This is a genomic window from Streptomyces sp. NPDC048623, assembly GCF_040650755.1.
Taxonomy (GTDB): domain Bacteria; phylum Actinomycetota; class Actinomycetes; order Streptomycetales; family Streptomycetaceae; genus Streptomyces.
On record NZ_JBEZHV010000002.1, the window covers coordinates 342,893 to 366,028 of the forward strand.

14 protein-coding genes are annotated in these 23,136 nt (G+C 73.7%); 3 read left to right on the forward strand and 11 right to left on the reverse strand.

Annotated elements, in window-relative coordinates:
* Positions 1-102: 102 nt before the first annotated feature.
* The 4 genes from AB0C73_RS04620 to AB0C73_RS04635 all read right to left on the reverse strand — a co-directional run bounded on the left by AB0C73_RS04620 (position 103) and on the right by AB0C73_RS04635 (position 3,702).
* Entirely contained in the window at positions 103-462 is a 360-nt protein-coding gene (locus tag AB0C73_RS04620; RefSeq protein WP_362524494.1) for a hypothetical protein, read from the reverse strand.
* Positions 459-827, reverse strand: coding sequence for a WhiB family transcriptional regulator (locus tag AB0C73_RS04625; protein ID WP_362524496.1), 369 nt, complete (start codon positions 825-827; stop codon positions 459-461). Before AB0C73_RS04625 ends, AB0C73_RS04620 begins: the two co-directional genes overlap by 4 nt.
* A 174-nt stretch (positions 828-1,001) precedes the next feature.
* A complete protein-coding gene (locus tag AB0C73_RS04630; protein ID WP_362524499.1) occupies positions 1,002-1,349 on the reverse strand; it encodes a hypothetical protein in 348 nt (115 codons plus the stop codon).
* Between the two features lie 172 nt (positions 1,350-1,521).
* Positions 1,522-3,702, reverse strand: coding sequence for an ATP-dependent DNA helicase UvrD2 (locus AB0C73_RS04635; protein ID WP_362524502.1), 2,181 nt, complete (start codon positions 3,700-3,702; stop codon positions 1,522-1,524).
* A gap of 178 nt (positions 3,703-3,880) precedes the next feature.
* Here AB0C73_RS04635 and AB0C73_RS04640 point away from each other — a divergent pair, with 178 nt between their 5' ends.
* Complete coding sequence (locus tag AB0C73_RS04640; RefSeq protein ID WP_362524504.1) at positions 3,881-4,138, forward strand: mycoredoxin; 258 nt, start codon at positions 3,881-3,883, stop codon at positions 4,136-4,138.
* Positions 4,139-4,247: 109 nt separating this feature from the next.
* On the opposite strand, the gene nudC is transcribed toward AB0C73_RS04640, so the two are convergent.
* The 6 genes from nudC to AB0C73_RS04670 all read right to left on the reverse strand — a co-directional run bounded on the left by nudC (position 4,248) and on the right by AB0C73_RS04670 (position 15,598).
* Entirely contained in the window at positions 4,248-5,195 is a 948-nt protein-coding gene (gene nudC, locus AB0C73_RS04645) for an NAD(+) diphosphatase (RefSeq protein ID WP_362524507.1), read from the reverse strand.
* 104 nt (positions 5,196-5,299) lie between these two features.
* The gene (locus AB0C73_RS04650; RefSeq protein ID WP_362524510.1) at positions 5,300-6,808 is read right to left on the reverse strand and encodes a dipeptidase; all 1,509 of its coding nucleotides are present in this window, start codon (positions 6,806-6,808) and stop codon (positions 5,300-5,302) included.
* 10 nt (positions 6,809-6,818) lie between these two features.
* Positions 6,819-10,256 (reverse strand): UvrD-helicase domain-containing protein, encoded by a 3,438-nt coding sequence (locus AB0C73_RS04655; protein ID WP_362524513.1) that lies wholly within the window; start codon positions 10,254-10,256, stop codon positions 6,819-6,821.
* A gap of 64 nt (positions 10,257-10,320) precedes the next feature.
* Positions 10,321-11,148, reverse strand: a complete 828-nt coding sequence (locus tag AB0C73_RS04660; protein ID WP_362524515.1) for a hypothetical protein — start codon at positions 11,146-11,148, stop codon at positions 10,321-10,323.
* Positions 11,149-11,207: 59 nt separating this feature from the next.
* Complete coding sequence (locus tag AB0C73_RS04665; RefSeq protein ID WP_362524516.1) at positions 11,208-15,068, reverse strand: UvrD-helicase domain-containing protein; 3,861 nt, start codon at positions 15,066-15,068, stop codon at positions 11,208-11,210.
* 158 nt (positions 15,069-15,226) lie between these two features.
* Positions 15,227-15,598, reverse strand: a complete 372-nt coding sequence (locus AB0C73_RS04670; RefSeq protein ID WP_362524518.1) for an MGMT family protein — start codon at positions 15,596-15,598, stop codon at positions 15,227-15,229.
* Positions 15,599-15,790: 192 nt separating this feature from the next.
* Between AB0C73_RS04670 and AB0C73_RS04675 the strand changes: the two genes are divergently transcribed.
* A complete protein-coding gene (locus AB0C73_RS04675; protein ID WP_362524744.1) occupies positions 15,791-18,421 on the forward strand; it encodes a flippase-like domain-containing protein in 2,631 nt (876 codons plus the stop codon).
* Between the two features lie 121 nt (positions 18,422-18,542).
* Here the strand turns inward: AB0C73_RS04675 and AB0C73_RS04680 are convergent, their stop codons facing one another.
* Positions 18,543-19,283: a YwiC-like family protein gene (locus AB0C73_RS04680; RefSeq protein ID WP_362524520.1), complete on the reverse strand. Its 741-nt coding sequence runs from the start codon at positions 19,281-19,283 to the stop codon at positions 18,543-18,545.
* Positions 19,284-19,472: 189 nt separating this feature from the next.
* Here AB0C73_RS04680 and AB0C73_RS04685 point away from each other — a divergent pair, with 189 nt between their 5' ends.
* Positions 19,473-23,135 carry a nitrate reductase subunit alpha gene (locus tag AB0C73_RS04685; protein WP_362524522.1) on the forward strand — a complete coding sequence of 1,221 codons (3,663 nt, stop codon included), beginning with the start codon at positions 19,473-19,475 and terminating at the stop codon, positions 23,133-23,135.
* Position 23,136 lies beyond the last annotated feature (1 nt).

The following is a 23,136-nucleotide window of genomic DNA, read 5'->3' on the forward strand; positions in this document are numbered from 1 at the left end:
GATAACCCGCGAAGGGCCCCGCCGCAGGGTCAACGCACCGCGGGGGCCGGTCCGTTCGGACCGGCCCCCGCGGTGTCAGGGTCTGGCTGGCTGCCCGGGTCGTCAGTGCATGACGGCCATGGCGAGCGCGCGGCGGGCGCGCAGCCCGGCGCGCTCGGCGCGCCGCTGCATCCGCCGGGCGGTGACCAGGCGCACGGCCTGGCGTTGCGCCTCGGCTTCGCGCTGCCGGTCGTGCATATGGGCACGGGCCAGGGCTTCTGGGATGAGTTGCATCTCACGGGTCCTGTTCTGGCGCGAGCGGTTCGCGCCGCTGATCGAAACGTCTGGGGTCGCGGAGCCGGAGGGCTCGTGGGCGGACGAGGTCATCGGGGCCTGCTTCTGGGGATCGTGCGTGAGGGGACGGTCGACGGTTCCGGTGCGCTTCGGGGGCGTGGGAGTCGCTCCCCGAGAGATGGCGGTCATGCCGCGATCGGGTTCTTGCGCGGGCGGCCACGGGGCCGCTTGCGGGCGACGACCACACCCTGGACGAAGAGCTCTCCGCCCCAGACGCCCCAGGGCTCGCGGCGCTCCATGGCACCGGCCAGGCAGGCGTCCACGAGCGGGCAGGTGCGGCACAGCTGCTTGGCGTACTCGACGTCGGCCGGGGACTCGGCGAAGAAGACCTCGGGGTCGTACGAGCGGCAGGGGACGGGTACACCGAGGTTCTCGATGGCGTCGTCGAGCGCGGTGAGCGCGGTCAGGGGGGTCAAGGCGGAGTCCTTCGTGAGGCCGGGCGGGGGGATCGTTTCGGAAGGCGGTACGGACGGGGCGTGCGCTTCGAGTTGCACGGGTTGTCTTCCTCGTCTGGTCGTTCCGGCCTGGTGGGCCGGGGTTTCGGCTGGTACCGGTCACTGCTGGTCCCGAGGCCCCCTCGCTCCGTCAGCCCCGTTCGGGGACAAACAGAAGGGCCGCGGATCCCTGGTGGGGTTCCGCGGCCCTGAAGGCGCCGGCCTGATCGTCGATCAGGCTGGATCACTCCAGGGTTCGAGCCCACGGAAGGCCCACATCGTGTGGTGGTGCTGCGTCGTCTGCTGCTTACCGGCACCGGTCGCGGTCGCCGCAATGCCATAGGCCGTGGCCTTGGCGTTGCCCGTTACTCCTGCTTCCAGTGCCTTGGTCGGTCGCTCACTGCGCTCAAGGCGATCCGTCAGAAGACCGGCGGTACCCAGAGGGAGGCCGGCGCCGGACAGACCGGTGCCCCGGAGCGAGGAGGACGTAAAGGCGGAGAGGCCGAACGAGCAGGCGGAGGCGACGACCGAGAGATCGGTCATTTTGGCGTTGCTGGTCTTGATGTTCTTGATGCTGATCACTGGAATCGCCTCCCTTCGGCGTCTCGGAGGGCTCGGTGTGAGCCGGACCCTCATGTGTTTATTTGGACAAGTACAGCACGAAGACCGGGCTTCGAAGAAGCCGCAGGTTCGTGGTTAAGAACCTATGGGGCTTGACGGGGCGGGCGCAAACTATTTTTCCGACGAGTTTTCATCAGTCCTCCTCGTCGCTTCCGCCGGGCTCCTCACCTGCGCAGATGGCGAGAACGTCGGCTCCGAAGCGGTCCAGCTTGCGGGCACCCACGCCGGAGATCGCGGCGAGCTCCCCGTCGGAGCCGGGGACGCGCTCGGCGATCGCCATGAGGGTCTTGTCGGTGAACACGCAGTAGGCGGGCTGGCCGAGCTCGCGGGCCTGGCCGGAGCGCCACTCGCGCAGCCGCTCGTACAGCCCCTCGTCCATGTCGGAGGGGCAGTCCTCGCAGCGCATCAGCTTCATCTCGCCGGCCTCGGTGAGGGTGGCGCCGCAGACCCGGCAGAGCACCGGTCCGCGCCGCTTGCGCCGGCCGCCGGAGCCGGCGCCCCGCTCGATGCCCCCGCCGCCGCCCGTACCGGACCCGCCGAGCGGTCCCGAGCCGGGCCGCAGGCCCTTCAGGAAGCGGGTGGGGCGCCGGGAGGCCCGGCCGCCCGGGGAGCGCGAGAGCGCCCAGGACAGCGACAGATGGAGCCGGGCCCGGGTGACGCCCACATAGAGCAGCCGGCGCTCCTCCTCGACCTGCTCGTCGGTCTTGGCGTAGGTGATCGGCATCATGCCCTCGGTGAGGCCGACCAGGAAGACGGCGTCCCACTCCAGGCCCTTGGCGGCGTGCAGCGAGGCCAGGGTGACGCCCTGGACGGTGGGGGCGTGCTGGGCGGCGGCCCGCTCGTCGAGTTCGGCGACCAGGTCGGAGAGGGTGGCGCCGGACTTCGCCCGGGCGAAGTCCTCGGCGAGCCGGACCAGCGCGGCCAGCGACTCCCAGCGGTCCCGGACGGCGCCGGAGCCGGCCGGCGGCTCGCTGGTCCACCCCTTGGTGGAGAGCACGGCCCGCACCTGGGACGGCAGGTCGCCGGCGTCGTCGAGCAGCGCGTCGTTGCCCCCGGCGCGGGCGGCGCCGCGCAGGGCCACGCCCGCCTCGCGCACCTCCTGGCGCTCGAAGAAGCGCTCGGCGCCGCGCAGCTGGTAGGGCACGCCGGCGTCGGCGAGGGCCTGCTCGTAGACCTCCGACTGGGCGTTGACCCGGTAGAGCACGGCGATCTCGCCGGCCGGGACTCCGGCGGCGATCAGGTCACGGATGCGCCGGGCGGTGCCCTCGGCCTCGGCCGGCTCGTCCGCGTACTCGGTGTAGGCGGGCTCGGGGCCGGGGTCGCGCTGGGAGATCAGCTCCAGACGGTGCTCGGCGGCCTTGCCGCGGGCCTGGCTGAGCAGCCCGTTGGCCAGGTGGACCACCTGGGGGGTGGAGCGGTAGTCCCTCACCAGCTTGACCACGGTCGCGTTCGGGTGGCGGGTGCGGAAGTTCAGCAGGTGGTCGGGGGTGGCGCCGGTGAACGAGTAGATCGTCTGGCTGGCGTCGCCGACCACGCACAGGCTGTCCCGGTCGCCGAGCCACAGGTCGAGCAGCCGCTGCTGGAGCGGCGAGACGTCCTGGTACTCGTCGACCACGAAGTGCTGGTACTGCCGGCGGATCTGGTCCGCGATGTCGTGCCGGTCCTGGAGGATGCCGACGGTGAGCAGCAGCACGTCCTCGAAGTCGATCACGTCGCGGTCGCGCTTCAGCTGCTCGTACATCGCGTAGATCTGGCCGATCTCGGCGGGGTCGCGCGGGGCGTCGCGCACCGACTTGCCGACGGCGGCCGGATAGTCGGCGGGGACGGTCTGGGTGACCTTGGCCCACTCGATCTCGCTGGTGACGTCCCGCAGCTCGTTCCGGTCGAGCCGGACGCGGCAGCGCGCGGCGGCCTCGGCGACCAGCTGGATCTTCCGCTCCAGGAGCCGGGGCAGCTCGCCGCCGACGGCTTTCGGCCAGAAGTACTGGAGCTGGCGGAGGGCCGCGGAGTGGAAGGTGCGGGCCTGGACGCCGCCCGCGCCGAGCTGCCGGAGCCGCCCGCGCATCTCGCCCGCGGCCCGGTTGGTGAAGGTGACGGCCAGCACACTGGCGGGCGGGAGTATGCCCGCGCGCACCCCGTAGGCGATGCGGTGGGTGATGGCCCGCGTCTTGCCCGTACCGGCACCGGCCAGGACGCACACCGGGCCGTGCAGGGCCAGGGCGACCTCGCGCTGCTCGGGGTCGAGCCCGTCGAGCACCGCGTCGGCCGACTCGGGGACCTGCGGGAAGAGAGTGGAGTGCGTTGCTGCTGTCACCCCGCCATGCTGCCAGGTCCCGCGGGGTCGGTGCGGCGCGTTGTCCACAGGCGGGCCGCCGCAGTCATACGAATCACGATTCGCGGTTTCCGGGAATGGGCGGGTGACGGCGTACGTTCTTCCTCTCGGCGCCGATCCCGAGCCACCCCGAGCAACCCGACACGAGGAGAGCCAGGCCATGCAGGGCACTGTGACGATGTACAGCACCACGTGGTGCGGCTACTGCCGCCGGCTGAAGGGCCAGCTGGACCGTGAGGGCATCGCGTACACGGAGATCAACATCGAGCAGGACCCCGAGTCGGCGAAGTTCGTCGAGAGCGTGAACAACGGCAACCAGCTGGTGCCGACCGTGGTCGTGGTCCCGGCCTCCGGCGCCGAGCAGGTCGCTATGCCGAACCCGAGCCTGGCCCAGGTCAAGCAGGCCCTCGCCGTCTGACCCCCGGCAGACGCGGGCAGCCGCCCGACTGACCGGAAACAGCCCCCTCCCGAGCGTTCGGGAGGGGGCTGTTCCGGTTCCGGTCAGGGCCTGTCCGGCGGGTCGCCGGTCAGAGCACGTCGCCGGGCTTCGGCAGCGGCTTGCCGTACCAGAGCTCGATCAGGCGCGAGGCGATCGAGATCCCGTACGGCGGCAGCACCTCGCCGGACTCGAAGCCGGCCGCGAGCTCCTCGCGGGAGAACCAGCGGGCCTCGTGGATCTCCTCGCCGTCCACGTGTATCTCGGCGGAGCTCGCCCGGGCGAGGAAGCCCAGCATCAGGCTGGACGGGAAGGGCCAGGGCTGGCTGGCCACGTACTCGACCTCGCCGACCGCGACGCCCGCCTCCTCGAAGACCTCCCGCACCACGGCCTGCTCGATCGACTCGCCCGGCTCCACGAAGCCGGCCAGGGTCGAGAAGCGGCCCTCCGGCCAGTGCACCTGGCGCCCGAGCAGCGCCCGGTCCTGGTCGTCCGTCACCAGCATGATCACGGCCGGGTCGGTGCGCGGGTAGTGCTCGGCGCCGCAGGCCTGGCAGCGGCGGATGTGCCCGGCCGCCGCGATCACCGTGCGCTCGCCGCAGCGCGAGCAGAAGCGGTGCAGCCGCTGCCAGTTCTCCAGGGCCACCGCGTGCACCATCAGACCGGCGTCGCGCGGCGAGAGCAGCAGCCCCGCCTCGCGCAGCCCGGCCGGGCGGGCCGACTGGTCCATGCGGCCCGGCAGGCCGTCCTTCTGCAGCGCGAAGTAGGAGACGCCGTCCTCGTCCGTGCCCAGGAAGTAGCGGTGGGTCTCGGTGACCGGGGCCTCGAAGGCCGGGGTCATGACCAGCTCGGTCCGGCCGTCGGGCGTGTCGTCGATCAGCACCTGCCCGCCCGAGACCACGAAGACCCGGGTCTTCGGGTGGCTCCAGGCGGCCGCGAGCCACGCCTCGTCGAGCCGGTGGTGGGCGGCGCGGTCGATGCCGCTCGGGGCGGTGAGCGAGATCGGGTGATCCGCGAACGCGTTGTTCAAGGTGCTCACAGGTGCTTCCAACTCCCCCGGATCGGTGTGTGGATGGGCGCCGGGCGGGTGCGGCGCCGGGCGGATCGGCGCTGCCCGGCGCACCGCCGGCAGCGCCGGAGGCTTCAGGGCCGGGCGGCTTCGGCGGCCGGCCCGGCGGCTTCGGTGTCCAGCGGGGCAGTTCCGGTCTCCCGCCCGGCCGCGTCCCCGAGGGCGGCGGGCAGCTCGCCCCACAGATGCGCGGTGGTCTCAACGCCCTTCAGGAGCAGATCGAGCTCGATCTTCTCGTTCGGCGCGTGCCAGCCGTCCGACGGGACCGAGATGCCCAGGAACAGCACCGGCGCGCCGAGCACGTCCTGGAGGTCGGCCGCCGGGCCGGAGCCGCCCTCGCGGGTGTAGCGGATCTTGGCGCCGTCGAAGGCGCGGCTCATCGCGCCGGCCACCGCCTTCAGGGCCGGGTGGTCGAGCGGGGTGAGACAGGGCCGGGTCGGGGCGCCGAAGTCGATCTCGTGGCGGACGCCCGCCGGCACCAGGCCGGCCAGCCAGTCCCGTACCGCCGTCTCGATCCGCGCCGGGTCCTGGCCCGCGACGAGCCGGAAGGACAGCTTGAGGTGGGCGGAGGCGGGGACGATCGTCTTGCCGCCGGGGCCCTGGTAGCCGCCGCCGATGCCGTTGACCTCGGCGGTCGGGCGGGCCCAGACCCGCTCCAGGGTCGAGTAGCCGGCCTCACCGAGGGTGCCGTGCGACTTGGCGGTGGTCAGCCAGCCGGCCTCGTCGAAGGGCAGCTCGGCGATCAGCTCCCGCTCGACGTCGGTGAGCTCGGTCACGCCCTCGTAGAACCCGGGGATCGCGACCCGCTCGTCGGCGTCGTGCAGCGCGGCGACGATCCGGCCCGCGACGGTGGCCGGGTTGGGCACGGCGCCGCCGAAGGAACCGGAGTGGATGTCCTGGTCGGGCCCGTACAGGTCGATCCGGCAGTCCGCGACCCCGCGCATGCCGGTGCACACGGTCGGGGTGGTCTCGGACCACATGCCGGTGTCGGAGACGATCACGATGTCGGCGGCGAGCCGGTCGGCGTGCTTCTCCACCAGGGCGCGGAAGTGCGGCGAACCCGACTCCTCCTCGCCCTCCACCACCAGCTTCAGGTTGACGGCGGGCGCGGTGCGGCCGGTCGCGGCGAGATGCGCGCGGACCCCGAGGGTGTGGAAGAAGACCTGGCCCTTGTCGTCGGCCGCGCCCCGCCCGTACAGCCGCCCGCCGACCACGGTCGGCTCGAACGGCTCGGTGTGCCAGCCGTCCTCGCGGGCGGCGGGCTGCACGTCGTGGTGCCCGTAGACGAGGACGGTCGGCGCGTCCGGCTCGCCGGACGGCCACTCGGCGAAGACGGCGGGCGCGCCGTCGGTCTCCCACACCTCGACGGTCGGGAAACCGGTGTCCGTGAGCTTGGCGGCCAGCCAGTCGGCACTGCGCCGCACGTCCCCGGCCCGCTCCGGCTGCGCCGACACCGACGGGATCCGCAGCCACTCGGAGAGGTCGCCGAGGAAGGCGGTGCGGTGCTGCTCGATGTACGTACGGATGGTGCGTACGGCAGCGGTCTGTACGTCGTGGACGGCGTTGTCCGGGGTCTCGCTCATGCCACCGAGCCTATCCGGCGCCGGAGGCCGCTCCGTCCTCGGCCAGGGAGTCCGGGGCGTCCCCGCGCAGGATCGCCTCCAGCGCCGCCCGGCCGGGCAGCCGCCGGGGCCGTACGACCTCCCCGGTCCGTACGTACACGAACGCGGCGTCCACCTCCGCCGGTTCGAGGCCGTGCTGCTCGGCCCAGGCGAGGCGGTAGATCGCCAGCTGGAGCGGGTCGGCGGTGCGCAGGTGGCTGGTCTTCCAGTCGACGATCTCGTACGCGCCGGTGTCCGGGTCCCGGTACACGGCGTCGATCCTGCCCCGGACCACCCGGCCCGCGAGGGAGAGATGGACGGGGACCTCGACCCTGTACGGGACGCGGCGGGCGTACGGGGTGCGGTCGAAGGCCTCCTTGAGCGCCTCCAGGTCCCGCTCGTCCTGGATCTCCGGCTCGCCCGCGAACTCCTCGCCGCCGGGCAGCTCGTCCGGCCCGAGGAACGGCAGGGGCAGCTCGTCGAAGCGGGACTCCACCCAGGCGTGGAAGCGGGTGCCGCGCCGGGCGGCCGGCTGCGGCGGCTTCGGCATGGGCCGGGCCAGTTCCTTGGCGAAGCCCTCGGGGTCGGCGGCGAGGCGCAGGACCTGGGAGGCGGAGAGGTACGCGGGAAGGAGCACGTCGCGCGTGGTGGCGCGGGCGCGGTGGAGCTCGGCGGTGAGGGCGGTGAGGTCGCGGTCCCAGGAGGCGATCGTCCGGGCGTCCTCGGGAGCGAGCGCGGGGTGGGCCTCGGCCCGGGGCGCGGGGACCTCCGCGTGCGCGGGCCTGGGCCCGGGGGCCTCGTCCCACTCCGGTTCGTACGGAGGCTCCTCCAGGTCCTCCGGGAGCCAGAGGTCCTCCGGGTCGTCCGGGGCCGGAGCCGAAGCCGAGGCGGGTGTGGGGGCGGGGGCGGGGGCGGGAACCTCTCGGGCCCACAAACGGTTCAACACGGCCGCGGCCGCCTCCCGCCTCCGCTCCAGACCCTCCTTGTCCAGCGGCAGCGGCCACGCCTGGTCGCGCAGTTCCGCCGCCAGGACCGGGTTCTCGGCGCCCTCCTCCGGCGCGTCCGCCCAGCGCTCGATCGCACCGTGGCCGACGGCGCAGTGCTCGTACAGGGCGAGGAGGAAGTCGGAGGGGCCGCGCGGCTTCTTCTGGGCCGGGCCCCACCAGTGGCCGGAGCCGAGGAGCAGGGAGCGGGGGCGGGTGAAGGTCACATAGCCGAGGCGGAGCTCCTCGGTGTGCTGGTGGTCGCGCATCGCGCCCTTGAAGGCGGTGAGCGCCTTGGCGTCCCAGGTGTCGAGCACGGGCAGGGTGGCCGCGTCGCCGCGCAGCGCGTGCGGGAGGACCTGCGGCTGGGCGGTCCAGGACTCGCGGGCGCGGGCGGACGGGAACTGGCCGGTGACCAGGCCGGGCACGGCGACGACGTCCCACTCCAGGCCCTTGGACTTGTGCGCGGTCATCACCTTGACGGTGTTCTCGCCGCCGGGAAGGGCGTTGTCCAGGCCCTTCTCGTACTGGGTGGCCGTGCGCAGGAAGCCGAGGAAGGCGAGGAGGGTGGCCTCGCCGTCGAGGGAGGCGAAACCGGCGGCGATGTCCAGGAAGTTGCCGAGGGTCTCGCGGCGGCGGGCGGCAAGGGCGTGCGGGGAGGCCGAGAGCTCGACCTCCAGGCCGGTGGCGGCGAGCACCCGGTGCAGCACGTCCATCAGCGGGTCGGCGAGCGAGGTGCGCAGCGCGCGCAGTTCGGTGGCGAGGCGGGCGAACCGGACCCGGGCCTCGGCCGAGAAGGGCAGCCCGTCGTCCTCTCCGCCGCCGGTGCTCCCCTGGTCGAGGAAGGTGTCGAGGGCGTCGGCGAGGGAGATCACCTCGGCCGGGTCGACGCCCTCGACGGCGGCGGCGAGCCGCTGGTCGGCCTCGTCCGTCTCCGCCCCCGGCCGGTGGACGAGGAGCCGGGCGCGGCGCCCGAGCAGGGCCAGGTCGCGGGGGCCGATCCGCCAGCGGGGACCGGTGAGGAGCCGTACGAGCGAGGCGTTGGCGCCGGGGTCCTGGAGGACCTCGCAGACCGCGACCAGGTCGGCGACCTCGGGCAGGTGGAGCAGACCGGAGAGGCCGACGACCTCGACCGGCACGTCGCGGGCGACGAGGGCGGCCTGGATGGCGGGGAAGTCCGTGGCGGCGCGGCACAGGACGGCGATCTCGCCGGGCTCGGTGCCGGTGCGGACGAGGTGGGCGAGGGAGTCGGCGAGCCAGTCGAGCTCCTCGGCGTGGGTGGGGAGCAGTGCGATCCGGACGCTGCCGTCCCGTTCGGCGCCGGGCGCGGGCCGCAGCGCCTCCACGCCCGCGTGCATGGCGCGCAGCGGCGCGGCGAGGCCGTTGGCGAGGTCGAGGAGACGCCCGCCGCTGCGCCGGTTCTCGGACAGCGCGAAGCGGGTCGCGGGCCGGCCGTCCTCGTACGGGAAGTGTTCGGGGAAGTCGTCGAGGTTGGCGACGGACGCGCCGCGCCAGCCGTAGATGGCCTGGCAGGGGTCGCCGACGGCGGTGACGGCGTGGCCGGTGCCCTGGCCGAAGAGGCCGGAGAGCAGCAGCCGCTGGGCGACGGAGGTGTCCTGGTACTCGTCGAGGAGCACCACCCGGAACTCGTCGCGGAGGATCGCGCCGACCTCGGGCCGGGTGGTGGCCAGCTCGGCGGACAGCGCGATCTGGTCGCCGAAGTCGAGCAGGTCGCGGGAGCGTTTGGCGGCGCGGTAGCGGACGACGAGGTCGAGGAGCTCGCGGCGCGCGGTCGCGGCCTCGGGGAGTTTGCGCAGGTCGGCGTTGGTGAGCCGGGCGCCGGCGAGTTCGGTGAGCAGCTCGGAGTCGTACGCGCGGAGCTGCTCGGGCCGTACGAGGTGTTCGGCGAGCTCGGCGTCGAGCGCGAGGAGGTCGGCGACGAGGGTGGGGAAGGAGCGGGTGAGCGCGGGGTACGGGCCGGGGGCCTCGCGGAGCACGCGGGCGGCGAGCTGGTAGCGGGTGGCGTCGGCGAGGAGCCGGGAGGTGGGCTCCAGGCCGAGGCGCAGGCCGTGGTCGGTGAGGAGCCGGCCGGCGAAGGCGTGGTACGTGGAGATGCGGGGCTCGCCGGGGGGCTCGTCCGGATGGTCCAGGTCGATCGCGTCGGGGTCGGTGACGCCGGCGCGGACGAGGGCGGTGCGGACGCGTTCGGCGAGCTCGCCGGCGGCCTTGTTGGTGAAGGTGAGGCCGAGCACCTGCTCGGGCGCGACCTGGCCCGTACCGACCAGCCAGACCACCCGGGCGGCCATCACCGTCGTCTTGCCGGAGCCGGCTCCGGCCACGATGACCTGCGGGGCGGGCGGCGCGGTGATGCAGGCCGTCTGCTCCGGGGTGAACGGGATGCCGAGCAGCTCCTTGAGCTGCTCGGGGTCGGTGATGCGTGCGGTCACCCGAAAGAGGCTAACGGGGCGGACTGACAGTCCGGACCGGGCGACGTGATCGTCGGACCGGGCCTCAGGCGGGAGTGCCCTGGTCCAGCTTGGTGAGGTCCACGGTCTCGTCGGCCGGCGGCGTGACGACCTTCACGGGCTTGTCGTAGTCGGAGAGGACCACGCTGCCCGGGTCCGTGCCGCCCGTCTTCACCATCTTCAGGATGTACGGCTTGCCGCGTTCGGAGACGGACACGATGGTGGTGGTGGTGGTCGTGGTCTCACCGCTGGTCTGCCGCTTCACCAGGGTGGCGACGGGGGTGCCCTTCACCTTGCTGTCCGGGCCCCGGACCAGGCCGGTGCGCTGTTCCTTGTTCTTGCCGAGGTCGGCGAGGAGCGACTTCAGGTCGCAGACGCTGCCGAGGTCCTCGGCGCCGGGCTGTCCCTCGGAGATCTTCAGCCAGCGCCCCTTGAGGAGCTCGATCGTCGCGTCGATCTGCGCGGGCGGCATGCCCTGGGAGGTCATGGAGGCCCGCCAGAAGGCCTCGTCGCCCTTCATGTACGTGACGCCGCCGGTCCGGCGGAGTTCGGCGACGCCGCCCTGGAGCTTGATGGCGCCGGTGCACTCGCTCTTGTCGCTGACGGAGAAGTCCACGTCGAGCGGCTGGCCGCCGGAGGAGACCCGGCCGGTCATGCGCAGGGAGTGCGCGGACTGGGTGGCGGTGACGGCCTTCTCGGCGATCTGGTCGGCGGTGAGGCCCTTGAAGGGGTCGGGGGTGGGGCTGGGAGCCCGTACGGATACGGGTGGGGACGACGTGGCGTGGGCGGCGGGTGCCAGGGCGATGGGCGCGGCGCCGATCAGTGCGGTGCACACCACTGCGGTGGCACGGAGCGTGGTCGTGTGGGACGCCATGCGAGCCTCCTCGCGGACTCTCCCCGAAATTCCAGCGTGCCGGAGCGCGCCGGGGCCCGCTACTCCACGACCTGGCGGCCCTCCGGGCGGGCGCTGCACGAGGCGCGGAACGAGCAGGTCGTGCAGTGCTGCCCGGCGGTGGGCGTGAAGCGCTCGTCGAGGACGCGGCCGGCGGCGGTGGCGAGGAGGTCGCCGATCCACTCGCCGTCCAGTGGTTCCTGGGCCTGCACCTTGGGCAGGTCGTCGCCGCCCTCCTTCTGGGGGGCGGCCTGGCGGAGGTGGACGAGTTCGGCGCCGCCGGGTTCGGGGGTGCGGCCGCCGAAGACCTCGTCGACGGCGCCCTCGCGGACGGCGAGCTGGTAGACGGCGAGCTGCGGGTGGTGGGCGACCTCGTCCTTGGTGGGCGCGGACTTGCCGGTCTTGAAGTCGACGACGTACGCGCGGCCCTGCTCGTCGGCCTCGACCCGGTCCATGGAGCCGCGGATGCGGACCTCGTACTCGCCGGCGCCGAGGGTCACGTCGAAGTCGTGCTCGGTGGCGGCGGGGGTGCGGCCCGCGCCCCGGTCCATGACGTGCCAGTGGAGGAAGCGTTCGAGGGCGATCCTGGCGTTCTGCTTCTCCTGCGCGGACTTCCACGGCGCGTCGAAGGCGAGGCCGTCCCAGACGGAGTCGAGCCGGGCCATGAGGACGTCGAGGTCGGCGGGGGTACGGCCGGAGGCGACCTCGTCGGCCAGGACGTGGACGACGTTGCCGAAGCCCTGGGCGGCGGTCGCCGGGGCGTCGGCCTTGACCTCGCGGCCCAGGAACCACTGGAGGGCGCAGGTGTTGGCGAGCTGGTCGAGCGCGGAGCCGGAGAGCGCGACGGGGCGGTCCCGGTCGCGCAGCGGCACGGCGCTGCGGGTCGGCTCGGCGAGGCCCCACCAGCGGTCCGGGTGGGCGGCCGGGACGAGCGGGGTGCCGTCCTCGTCGGCGAGCGCGGCGAGCGTGGCGAGGCGTTCGGCGGCGGCGGCGCGGAGCTCGGGCGAGGCGGCCGGGTCGACGGTGGTGGCGCGCAGTTCGGCGACGAGCGCGGCGACGGCGAGGGGGCGGCGGGGGCGGCCGGTGACCTCCTTCGGCTCGACGCCGAGCTCGGTGAGGAAGCGGGAGGGCTGGTCGCCGTCCTCGGCGGGGGCCTTGACGGCGGTGACGACGAGGCGGTCGCGGGCGCGGGTGGCGGCGACGTAGAAGAGCCGGCGCTCCTCCGCGAGGAGGGCGCCGGGGGTGAGCGGCTCGGCGAGCCCGTCGCGTCCGATCCTGTCCGCCTCCAGGAGGGAACCGCGGCGCCGCAGATCGGGCCACAGGCCCTCCTGGACCCCGGCCACGACGACCAGACCCCATTCGAGGCCCTTCGACCGGTGCGCGGTCATGAGGCGCACGGCGTCGGGGCGGGTGTGGCGGCGGGTCAGCGTGTCGGCGGCGATGTCCTGCGCGTCCAGCTCCTCCAGGAAGTTGAGCGCGCCGCGGCCGCCGACCCGGTCCTCGGCCCGCGCGGCCGTCTCGAACAGCGCGCACACGGCGTCCAGGTCCCGGTCCGCGTGACGCCCTGCCGGGCCGCCGCGCAGCGAGGCCCGCTCAAGCCGCCCGGGCCACGGCGTCCCGTCCCACAGGCCCCACAGCGCCTCCTCCGCCGTCCCTCCGGCGGCCAGCTTCTGCCGCGCCGCCTGCAGCAGCAGCCCGAGCCGCCGCGCCCCGCGCGCGTACGTCTGGTCGTGCGCGACCAACCGCTCCGGCTCGGCGAGCGCCCGCGCCAACAACACGTCCGACGGCGCGGGCACCTTGTTCCCTCCGGCCCGCTCCTCGTCGCGCAACGCCCGCCCGAGCCGCCGCAGATCGGCGGGATCCATCCCGCCGAGCGGCGAGGCGAGAAGGCTGAGCGCGGTCTCGACATCGAGCCACCCGGGCCCGGGGCCCGTGCCTGTCTCAGCACCGGAGCCGTCGGGACCGGGCTCCTCGCCGGACGCCGCGCCTGCGGCGGGCGCGTCAGCGGCGCTGACGTGGGCCGCGCGGGTGGGCGCCTCGCCCTCGACAGGCGCGTCGAAGACCGCGCCATCGGCCACGGGCGGATGCCCGGGCCCTCGGCCCACGCCCGTACCGGCATCTGGCAGCGTGCCGCCGAACGCCTCGCCCCCGGCAGGCCCAGCCGCCTCGGCGGCCGGGCCTCCGTGGCCCTGGCCCGCGACCGGCGCCGCGGCAGCGGGCGCCGGCTCTGCGGCTGCGGCACCGTCGGCGGCGGGGGCCTCGGGCCCCGCGCCCGGCTCCACGCCGGACGTCTCGCCTGCGGCGGACGCCTCAGCGACGGCACCTTCGGCCGCGGCCGAGCCCTCAGGCCCAGGGCCTGGGCCAGAGCCGTCGGCGGCCGGCGCCGCGTCCTCGACAAGCGCGTCGAAGACCGCGCGACCGGCCGAGGCCTCGGGCCCCGGGCCCGCCCCCATGCCGGCGCCATCCGCGCCCGGCGCCGCGTCGGCAGGCGCCCCGCCCTCCGCAGGCGCGTCGGGGACCGCGCCGTCGACAGCCGGGCCATCCCCCGTTCCCCCCGCTCCCCCCGCCACCGCCCGCAGCGCCAGGAGCAGCGGGGCGACCGCCGGTTCGTGCCTCAGTGGGGTGTCCGCGGCGTCCGTCTCGACCGGGATGCCGGCGGCGGTCAGGGCGCGGCGGAGGGACGGGAGAGGGGTGGCGGAGCGGGTGAGGACGGACATGTCGTGCCAGGGGATGCCGTCTTCGAGGTGGGCGCGGCGGAGGAGATCGGCGATGTTGTCGGTCTCGGTGGAGGGGGTGGGGTACGTGTGGACCTCGGCGCGGCCGCCGTCGCGGACCGGGGTGAGGGCGCGGTGGGCGCGGACGCGGTCGGCGGGGAGGCGGGGCAGGGGCATGCGCTGGGTGAGGAGGCGGGTCGCGGCGAGGAGGGCGGCTCCGGAGCGGCGGGAGGTGTCCAGGACGCGGACGGCGCCGCCGAAGGTCGCCGGGAAGTCGAGGATGCCGTTCACGTCGGCGCCGCGGAAGGCGTAGATCGACTGGTCGGGGTCGCCGAACGCGACGACCGGCGCCGCCGACCCCGCCGTGAGCCCGCGCAGCAGCCGTACCTGCGCCGGGTCCGTGTCCTGGTACTCGTCGACGAACACCGCGTCGTACGAGGGCAGCGTGCCGGGCGCCGCCGACTCCGTGAGCAGCACCGCCCGGTGGACGAGCTCCGTGTAGTCCAGGACGCCCTGGAGGTCCATGACGTCGAGGTACTCCGCGAGGAAGCCCGCCGCCGCGCCCCAGTCGGGCCGCCCGACCCGCCGCGCGAAGGCGTTCAGGGCGTCCGGGCCGAGGCCCAGTTCGCGGGAGCGGGCGATGACCGCGCGGACCTCGTCGGCGAAGCCGCGCGTCGTGAGGCAGGCGCGCAGTTCGTCGGGCCAGCGCACATGGCCCAGGCCGAGCTTCGCCAGGTCGATCTGGCCGGCGAGGAGCTCCCGTACCGCCAGGTCCTGCTCGGGACCGGACAGCAGCCGCAGCGGTTCGGCGAACAGGTCGGCGTCCTGGTGGGCGCGGACGAGCGCGTAGCAGTACGAGTGGAAGGTCGTGGCCTGCGGCGGGCGCCGCCCGCCCAGCCGGGCCGCCATCCGGTCGCGGAGTTCCACGGCGGCCTTGCGGCTGAAGGTGAGGACCAGGAGCCGCTCGGGGTCCGCGCCCGCCTCCACGCGGGCGGCGACCGCCTCGACCAGTGTCGTCGTCTTGCCGGTGCCCGGTCCGGCCAGGACCAGAAGCGCTCCGTCCGTGTGCTCAACCACCGCCCGCTGTGCCGCGTCAAGCACAGGGGGCCGCACCGGGGCCGGCACGGCCCGCACCAGCCGGTACGCGCCGGGGCCCCGCGTATGCCGAAGGGTGGAGGAGGAAGTCACGTGGGTCGCCGGTCCTGCTGCTGGGTCTGTCGTGTCGGTGCTCGTGCGATACGAGGAGTACTCCGGTGAGGAGCGCGACCCTCGACGTTACGCGATTCCCGGCGGGATCCGGGGTGTGGCGCCCCCGACACCACGCACCCTCAGCCGCCCACGCGCCCTCACCCCGTCACAGCCTCCGGCTCCGCCTCCGCCGTACCCCCGTCCCACCGCGCCCGCCGCATGTCCACCCGCAGCGCCCCGCCCCCCGCCGGCTGCCGCAGCGGCGTGCCCTCCGCCCGGTAGTGACCGAGCGCACGTCGCTCGTGGCCCGGCAGCAGCACCCCGTCCGAGCGCACCACGCGCCACCACGGCACGGAACCGCCGTACAGTGCCATCACCCGGCCGACCTGCCGGGGACCGCCCTCGTCCAGCCATTCCGCGACGTCGCCATAGGTCATCACGCGGCCGGGCGGGATCTCCTCCGCGACCTGAAGGACCCGTTCCGCATACTCGGGCAGCTCGGGCAGCTCCTGCGTCTCCATTCGGCCCATCCTGCCTCACCCCACCGACAACGACCTGATACCTCCGAACGGGCTCTCTTCGTGCCACCATCGTCCGGGCGGTGACTGGTGATACGAGATCAAGAAAACGTAACGACGACAGCGGAACCCACAGCAGAACCGATGGCAGAACCGACGACAGGGCCCACAGCCGGCCCCACGGCACAGCACGCAGAGACGGACATGGTGGTGATGGCGCACGACAGCCCGCCGGAGCGCGCTCCCGAGCGCGTGTCCGGCGACGAGCCGCTGCTCGCCGCGCGGGTGCACCGGCCGTCCGACCTGATGCGGCTGCTGATCGGCATCCTGGCCATCGCCCTGGTCCTCGCCATCGCCGCCTTCGCCCACGGCACCACCTCCGGCCTCGAACAGGACATCAACAAGGGCGCCGGCGGCGCCCCGGACGTCTTCGTCAAGATCGCCGGTCTGGTGTCGTCCATCGCCGTCCTGCTCGTCCCGGTCGCCTTCGCCATCGAGCGGCTCGTCAAACGTGACGGGCTGCGCATCGCCGACGGCGTCCTCGCCGCCGTCCTCGCGCACGGCGTGACCCTCGCCACGGACCTGTGGGTGGCGCAGGCCGCGCCCGGCACCATCCAGGACGCGCTGACCCAGCCGCAGTCCGGCGGCGGGCTCACCGACCCCGTGCACAACTACCTCGCGCCGGTCATCGCGTACATGACCGCCGTCGGCATGGCCCGGCGGCCGCGCTGGCGGGTGGTGCTGTGGGTGGTGCTGCTGCTCGACGCGTTCACCATGCTCGTCGCGGGCTACACCACCGCCTTCTCGATCATCCTCACGGTCCTCATCGGCTGGACCGTGGCGTACGGCACGCTGTACGCGGTCGGCTCGCCGAACGTCCGGCCGACCGGCCAGACCCTCCTCGCCGGACTGCGCCGGGTCGGTTTCCGGCCGGTGACGGCGCTGCGCGCCGAGGGCGTGCCGGACTCGGCCGACAAGGACAGCGGGGACCGGGGGCGGCGCTACATCGTGACCCTGGAGGACGGGCCGCCGCTGGACGTCACCGTCGTCGACCGCGAGCAGCAGGCGCACGGCTTCTTCTACCGGGCCTGGCGGCGCCTCACCCTGCGCACCATCACCACCCGCCGCTCGATCGTCTCGCTGCGCCAGGCCCTGGAGCAGGAGGCACTGCTCGCGTACGCGGCGATCGCGGCGGGCGCGAACGCGCCGAAGCTGATCGCCACCTCCGAGCTCGGCCCGGACGCCGTGATGCTCGTGTACGAGCACCTGGGCGGCCGCACCCTCGACTCGCTCGACGACGAGGAGATCACCGACGACCTGGTGCGCAGCGCCTGGCGTCAGGTGAAGGCGCTCCAGTCGCGCCGGATCGCGCACCGGAGGCTCGCGGGGGACGCGATTCTGGTGGATCGTTCCGGCAAGGTGATCCTGACCGATCTTCGCGGCGGCGAGATCGCGGCGGGCGATCTGGTGCTCCGGATGGACATCGCGCAGCTGCTCACCACCCTCGGTCTGCGGGTCGGGGCGCAGCGGGCGGTCGCGGCGGCCGTGGAGGTGCTCGGCCCGGACGCCATCGCCGCCTGTCTGCCGCTCCTCCAGCCGATCGCGCTCAGCCGCTCGACCCGCGCCGAGCTGCGCCGGCTGGCCCGCGAGCGCTCCAAGCGGGAGCGCGAGGCGGTGCTCGCGGCCTCCGAGGCGGCCAAGCAGGCCCGGGCGGAGGCGCGGGCGCAGGCCAACCTGGAGACCGACCGGAAGGCGGCGCGGGCGGAGAAGCAGGCCGACAAGAAGGCCGAGAAGCGGGCGCTCGACTCGGCCCTGGACGAGGCCCGCGAGGAGGACCTGCTCGCGCAGATCCGCCAGCAGGTGCTGCTCATCCGGCCGCAGGCGCCGGTGGAGCCGGTCCGTCTGGAGCGGATCAAGCCGCGCACGCTGGTCTCGCTCATCGCGGGTGCGGTCGCCGCGTACTTCCTGCTCTCGCAGATCGCCCGCACCCCGCTCTCGACGATCAGCCAGGCCGACTGGGCCTGGGTGGCGGCCGCCGTCGTCTTCTCGGCGCTCAGCTATGTGGCGGCGGCGATGGCGCTGCTCGGCTTCGTGCCGGAGCGGGTCGGGTTCTGGCGGACGGTGGCGGCACAGGTCGCCGGCTCGTTCGTGAAGATCGTCGCCCCGGCGGCGGTCGGCGGTGTGGCGCTCAACACCCGCTTCCTCCAGCGCGCGGGTGTGCGCCCGGGGCTCGCGGTGGCGAGCGTCGGCGCCTCGCAGCTGTTCGGCCTCGGCGCTCACATCCTGCTCCTGCTGGCCTTCGGCTATCTCACCGGGACGGAGAAGTCGCCCTCCTTCACCCCGTCCAGGACGGTGATCGGCGGTCTGCTGACGGTCGCGGTGCTCGTGCTCGTCGTGACGGCGATCCCGTTCATGCGCAAGTTCGTGTCGACCCGGCTGCGCTCGCTGTTCGCGGGCGTGGTGCCGCGCATGCTGGACGTGCTCCAGCGGCCGATGAAGCTGGCCACCGGCATCGGCGGCATGCTGCTGCTCACCGGCGCCTTCGTCTTCTGCCTGGACGCGTCGATCCGCGCCTTCGGGCACGGCGGCGCCACGATCAGCTACGCGAGCGTGGCCGTCGTCTTCCTCGCCGGCAACGCGATCGGGTCGGCGGCGCCGACGCCGGGTGGTGTCGGCGCGGTCGAGGGCGCGCTCACCTTCGGTCTGGTGGCGGTGGGCCTGCCCTTCGAGGTCGCCACCCCGGCCGTGCTGCTCTACCGCCTCCTGACGCTGTGGCTGCCGGTGCTGCCGGGCTGGCTGTGCTTCAACTGGCTGACCAAGCGGGAGCTGCTCTAGCCGTTGCGGCTGCTTTACGGGAAGGGGCCCGGCCGTCTGTACGGCGCGGGCCCTTTCCCGTACGCCCAGGCCTCGCACCCCGTACGGGCGGGCCGGCCCGCCCGTACGACCGGCGCCGCCCCTACCCGTACACCCCCACCACGAAGCCGAGCAGCAGCAGTGAGCAGCCGACCTCCACCGCGCCCACCACCGCCACCTTCAGGCCCCGCCCGGGCAGCAGCGCGGCCCGCCCGAGGTAGACCGCGAAGGGGAGGGCGAGCCAGGGGTTCAGCGCGGTCGCGGCGATCAGCGCGGCCGCGTGGTAGGCGATCGATCCCCTCTTGTACGTCTGCGACTTCCGCTCGCGGATCATCGTCTTCACGTACGGCACGGTGCCGGCGAAGTAGAGCAGGCACACGAGTGCCGGGGCGAGGCCCTCGGCGAGCGTGCCCCCGCCGAGGCGCAGGGCGACGAGGAGCATCCCGCAGGCGGGGACGACGGCGGCGAGGCCGTTGAGCAGGGCGCGTTCCCGGTTGATCCGGGCGTGCCAGGCGTTGACCGCGAGGAAGGGCGCCATGGCGGCCGCCGCGAGCAGCAGCCAGGGCTCGGCGACGGCGAGCGGCACCCCGACCGCCGCGCACAGGCCGCCGAGGACGAGCGCCGGGCGCACGTGCCGGGCGGCCGCGCGCGGATTGCGCGAGAGGCGGCGGAGCCGTAGCCACTGCTGGACGTGGAAGGCGGCCGTATAGGCGAGGAGCCAGGCCGCGAACAGCGGGATCTGGGTCCAGGTGGGGTCGCCGAGGAGCACGCCGGCCGCGTAGGGGACGGCGAGCATCGCCCAGGCGCCGTGCTGGTTCGGGATCCATCGTCCTGCTGTGCTCACGGTCCCAGACTCACATGCCATCTGCCGGGACAAGTACGGGATTTGGTCACCGCCCCTCGGGACCTAAGGCCCGGTGGTGCGGCACCGTGCCGGTCCTACTGTCAGGTACCGAACGCGTTCACCACGCCGCCACCCCATCCTCCTGTCGGCGGCCGTGCGCCTTCGTGGACCGTCGTGAAGGAGTCTGACGTGCAACACAGGCCGGATCCCGCCGAGACCCTCCTGCGGGCGGGCAGGTTCTTCGCCGCCGCGGCCGGCGACGAGGTCTCCGAGGACCTGCGGACCGTCCACCGCACCGGCGGCCGCGAGGCCGAGTCCTTCTACCGGGACCGCTGGAGCCACGACAAGGTCGTGTACTCGACGCACGGCGTCAACTGCACCGGTTCGTGCCGCTGGAAGGTGTACGTCAAGGACGGCATCATCACCTGGGAGACCCAGGCCACCGACTATCCGTCGGTCGGCCCGGACCGCCCGGAGTACGAGCCGCGCGGCTGCCCGCGCGGGGCCTCCTTCTCCTGGTACAGCTACTCCCCCACCCGGGTCCGCTACCCGTACGTGCGCGGCACGCTCCTGACGATGTACCGCGAGGCGAGGAAGCGCCTGGGGGACCCGGTGCTGGCCTGGGCGGACATCCAGCGCGACCCGGTGCGCCGGCGCACCTACCAGCAGGCCCGCGGCAAGGGCGGTCTGGTGCGGTCGAGCTGGGAGGAGGCGGTGGAGATCGCCGCCGCGGCGCACGTCCACACGATCAAGGAGCACGGTCCGGACCGGGTGGCGGGCTTCTCGCCGATCCCGGCGATGTCGATGGCCTCGCACGCCGCCGGCGCCCGCTTCCACTCGCTCATCGGCGCGCCGATGCTGTCGTTCTACGACTGGTACGCGGACCTGCCGGTGGCCTCGCCGCAGGTGTTCGGCGACCAGACCGACGTACCGGAGTCGGGCGACTGGTGGGACGCGGCCTATCTGCTGATGTGGGGCTCGAACGTGCCGGTGACGCGGACGCCGGACGCGCACTGGATGACGGAGGCCCGCTACCGGGGCCAGAAGGTCGTCACCGTCTCCCCCGACTTCGCGGACAACACCAAGTTCGCCGACGAGTGGATGCACCCGCACCCGGGCACGGACGGGGCGCTCGCGCTGGCGATGGGGCACGTGGTCCTGAAGGAGTTCTTCGTCGACCGCGAGACCCCGTTCTTCGCGGACTACGTGCGCACCTACACCGACCTGCCGTTCCTCATCACCCTCGCGGAGACCGAACGGGGCCTGGTCCCGGGCAAGTTCGTGACCGCGGCCGACCTCGGCACGGAGGCCTCGGACACCGAGCACGCGCGGTGGAAGACCGTCCTGATCGACGACGCGACCGGCGAGCCGGTCGTCCCGAACGGCACCCTCGGCCACCGCTGGGGCACGGACGGCAAGCCCGACTGGAACCTGGACCTCGGGGACGTACGGCCGCGGCTCTCCCTCCTGGAGGAGGGCGGGTCCGCGGAGGTGCTGCTGCCCCGCTTCGACGAGGAGGGCGCGGTGCTCCGCCGCGGCGTCCCGGTGCGGCGGCTCGCCGAGGGGGGACCGCTGGTCACCACGGTGTACGACCTGCTGCTCGCGCAGTACGGCGTCGGGCGCCCGGGTCTGCCGGGCGAGTGGCCCGCCTCGTACGAGGACGCGTCGCAGCCCGGCACCCCGGCCTGGCAGGAGACGCTGACCTCGGTCCCGGCCGCCCAGGCCGCCCGGGTGGCCCGGGAGTTCGCGGACACCGCCGAGCGCTCGCACGGCCGCTGCATGATCCTGATGGGCGCGGGCACCAACCACTGGTTCCACTCGGAGACGATCTACCGGGCCTTCCTCGCCCTGCTCACCATGACCGGCTGCCAGGGCCGCAACGGCGGCGGCTGGGGCCACTACGTGGGCCAGGAGAAGTGCCGGCCGGTGACCGGCTGGGCCACCCTCGCGAGCGCCTCCGACTGGGGCCGGCCGCCCCGGCACATGATCGGCGCGGGCTGGTTCTATCTGCACACCGACCAGTGGCGGTACGACACGCTGCCGGCCGAATCGCTCGCCTCGCCGCTCGGCGAGGGCCGGTTCGAGGGCATGACGGGCGCGGACTGCCTGGCGGCCGCGGCCCGGATGGGCTGGATGCCCTCGTACCCGACCTTCGACCGCAACCCGCTGGAGCTCGGCGCGCAGGCCGACCCGGTCGGCGACACCGTGAAGGCCCTCCAGGACGGCACGCTCGGCTTCGCGGGCGAGGACCCGGACGCGCCGCAGAACTGGCCGCGGGTGCTCAACGTCTGGCGGGCGAACCTGCTCGGCTCGTCCTCCAAGGGCAACGAGTACTTCCTCAAGCACCTGCTCGGCACCCACTCCAACCTGCCGTCCGACGGGCCGCGCAGCACCCCGAGGGACGTGCGGACGCCGGAGGCGGACGTCGAGGGCAAGCTCGACCTGCTGCTCTCGATGGACTTCCGGATGACGTCCACGACGCTCATGAGCGACATCGTGCTCCCGGCCGCCACCTGGTACGAGAAGCACGACCTGTCGTCCACCGACATGCACCCCTTCCTGCACGCCTTCACCCCGGCCGTGGACCCGCCGTGGCAGGCCCGCTCCGACTACGACGCCTTCCTCACGCTCGCCCGCCGCTTCGGCGAGCTGGCCAAGGAACACCTGGGAATCCGCAAGGACCTGGTGGCGACGGCGCTCCAGCACGACACGGCGGGCGGCGAGATGGCGCAGCCGGGCGGTGTGGCCCTCGACTGGTCGAAGGGCGAGTGCCCGCCGGTGCCGGGCCAGAGCATGTACAACCTGACGGTCGTGGAGCGCGACTACGGCGCGGTCGGCGAGAAGTTCGCCGCGCTCGGCCCGCTCGTCGACAGGCTGGGGGTGACGACGAAGGCGATCACCTTCGACGTCGACGAGGAGGTCGCGTACCTCGGCGAGAAGAACGGGCGGGTACGGGGCGGGGTCGCCGACGGCCGGCCGCGGCTCGACACCGCGCAGCGCGCCTGCGAGGCGATCCTCTCGCTCTCCGGCACGTCGAACGGGCGGCTCGCCACCCAGGGCTTCGAGAAGCTGGAGAAGCGGACCGGGCAGGAGATGGCGCACCTCGCGGCCGAGGCCGAGGGCAAGCGGATCACCTTCGCCGACACGCAGGCCAGACCCGTCCCGGTCATCACCTCGCCGGAGTGGTCGGGCAGCGAGTCCGGCGGGCGCCGCTACACCGCGTTCACCGTGAACACCGAGCAGCTGAAGCCCTGGCACACCCTCACCGGGCGCCAGCACTTCTTCCTCGACCACGACTGGATCCACGAGGTCGGCGAGTCGCTGCCGGTCTACAAGCCGCCGCTGGACATGCACCGGCTGTACGGGGAGCCCGAGGTCGGCTCCACGGACGGGCGCCAGGTCGCGGTCCGCTATCTGACCCCGCACAACAAGTGGGCGATCCACTCCCAGTACCAGGACAACCTGTACATGATGACGCTCGGCCGGGGCGGGCAGACGATCTGGATGTCGCCGCAGGACGCCGAGGCGATCGGGGTCAGGGACAACGACTGGATCGAGGCCGTCAACCGCAACGGCGTGGTCACCGCCCGCGCGATCGTCTCCCACAAGATGCCGCCCGGCACGGTCTACATGAACCACGCGCAGGAGCGCACGGTCGGCGTGCCGAAGACGGAGAAGACCGGCCGCCGCGGCGGCATCCACAACTCGCTCACCCGGGTGATGCTCAAGCCGACGCATCTGGTGGGCGGTTACGCCCAGCTGACCTGGGCCTTCAACTACCTGGGCCCGACCGGCAACCAGCGCGACGAGGTGACGGTGATCCGTCGCCGCGACCAGAAGGTGGAGTACTGAG

Bases quoted from the DNA above. Each gene is read 5' to 3' on its own strand.
- AB0C73_RS04660 (WP_362524515.1), bottom strand. From the start codon at position 11,148: ATGGCGTCCCACACGACCACGCTCCGTGCCACCGCAGTGGTGTGCACC.
- AB0C73_RS04620 (WP_362524494.1), bottom strand. From the start codon at position 462: ATGACCGCCATCTCTCGGGGAGCGACTCCCACGCCCCCGAAGCGCACC.
- AB0C73_RS04650 (WP_362524510.1), bottom strand. From the start codon at position 6,808: ATGAGCGAGACCCCGGACAACGCCGTCCACGACGTACAGACCGCTGCC.
- AB0C73_RS04675 (WP_362524744.1), top strand. From the start codon at position 15,791: ATGGTGGTGATGGCGCACGACAGCCCGCCGGAGCGCGCTCCCGAGCGC.
- AB0C73_RS04640 (WP_362524504.1), top strand. From the start codon at position 3,881: ATGCAGGGCACTGTGACGATGTACAGCACCACGTGGTGCGGCTACTGC.
- AB0C73_RS04670 (WP_362524518.1), bottom strand. From the start codon at position 15,598: ATGGGCCGAATGGAGACGCAGGAGCTGCCCGAGCTGCCCGAGTATGCG.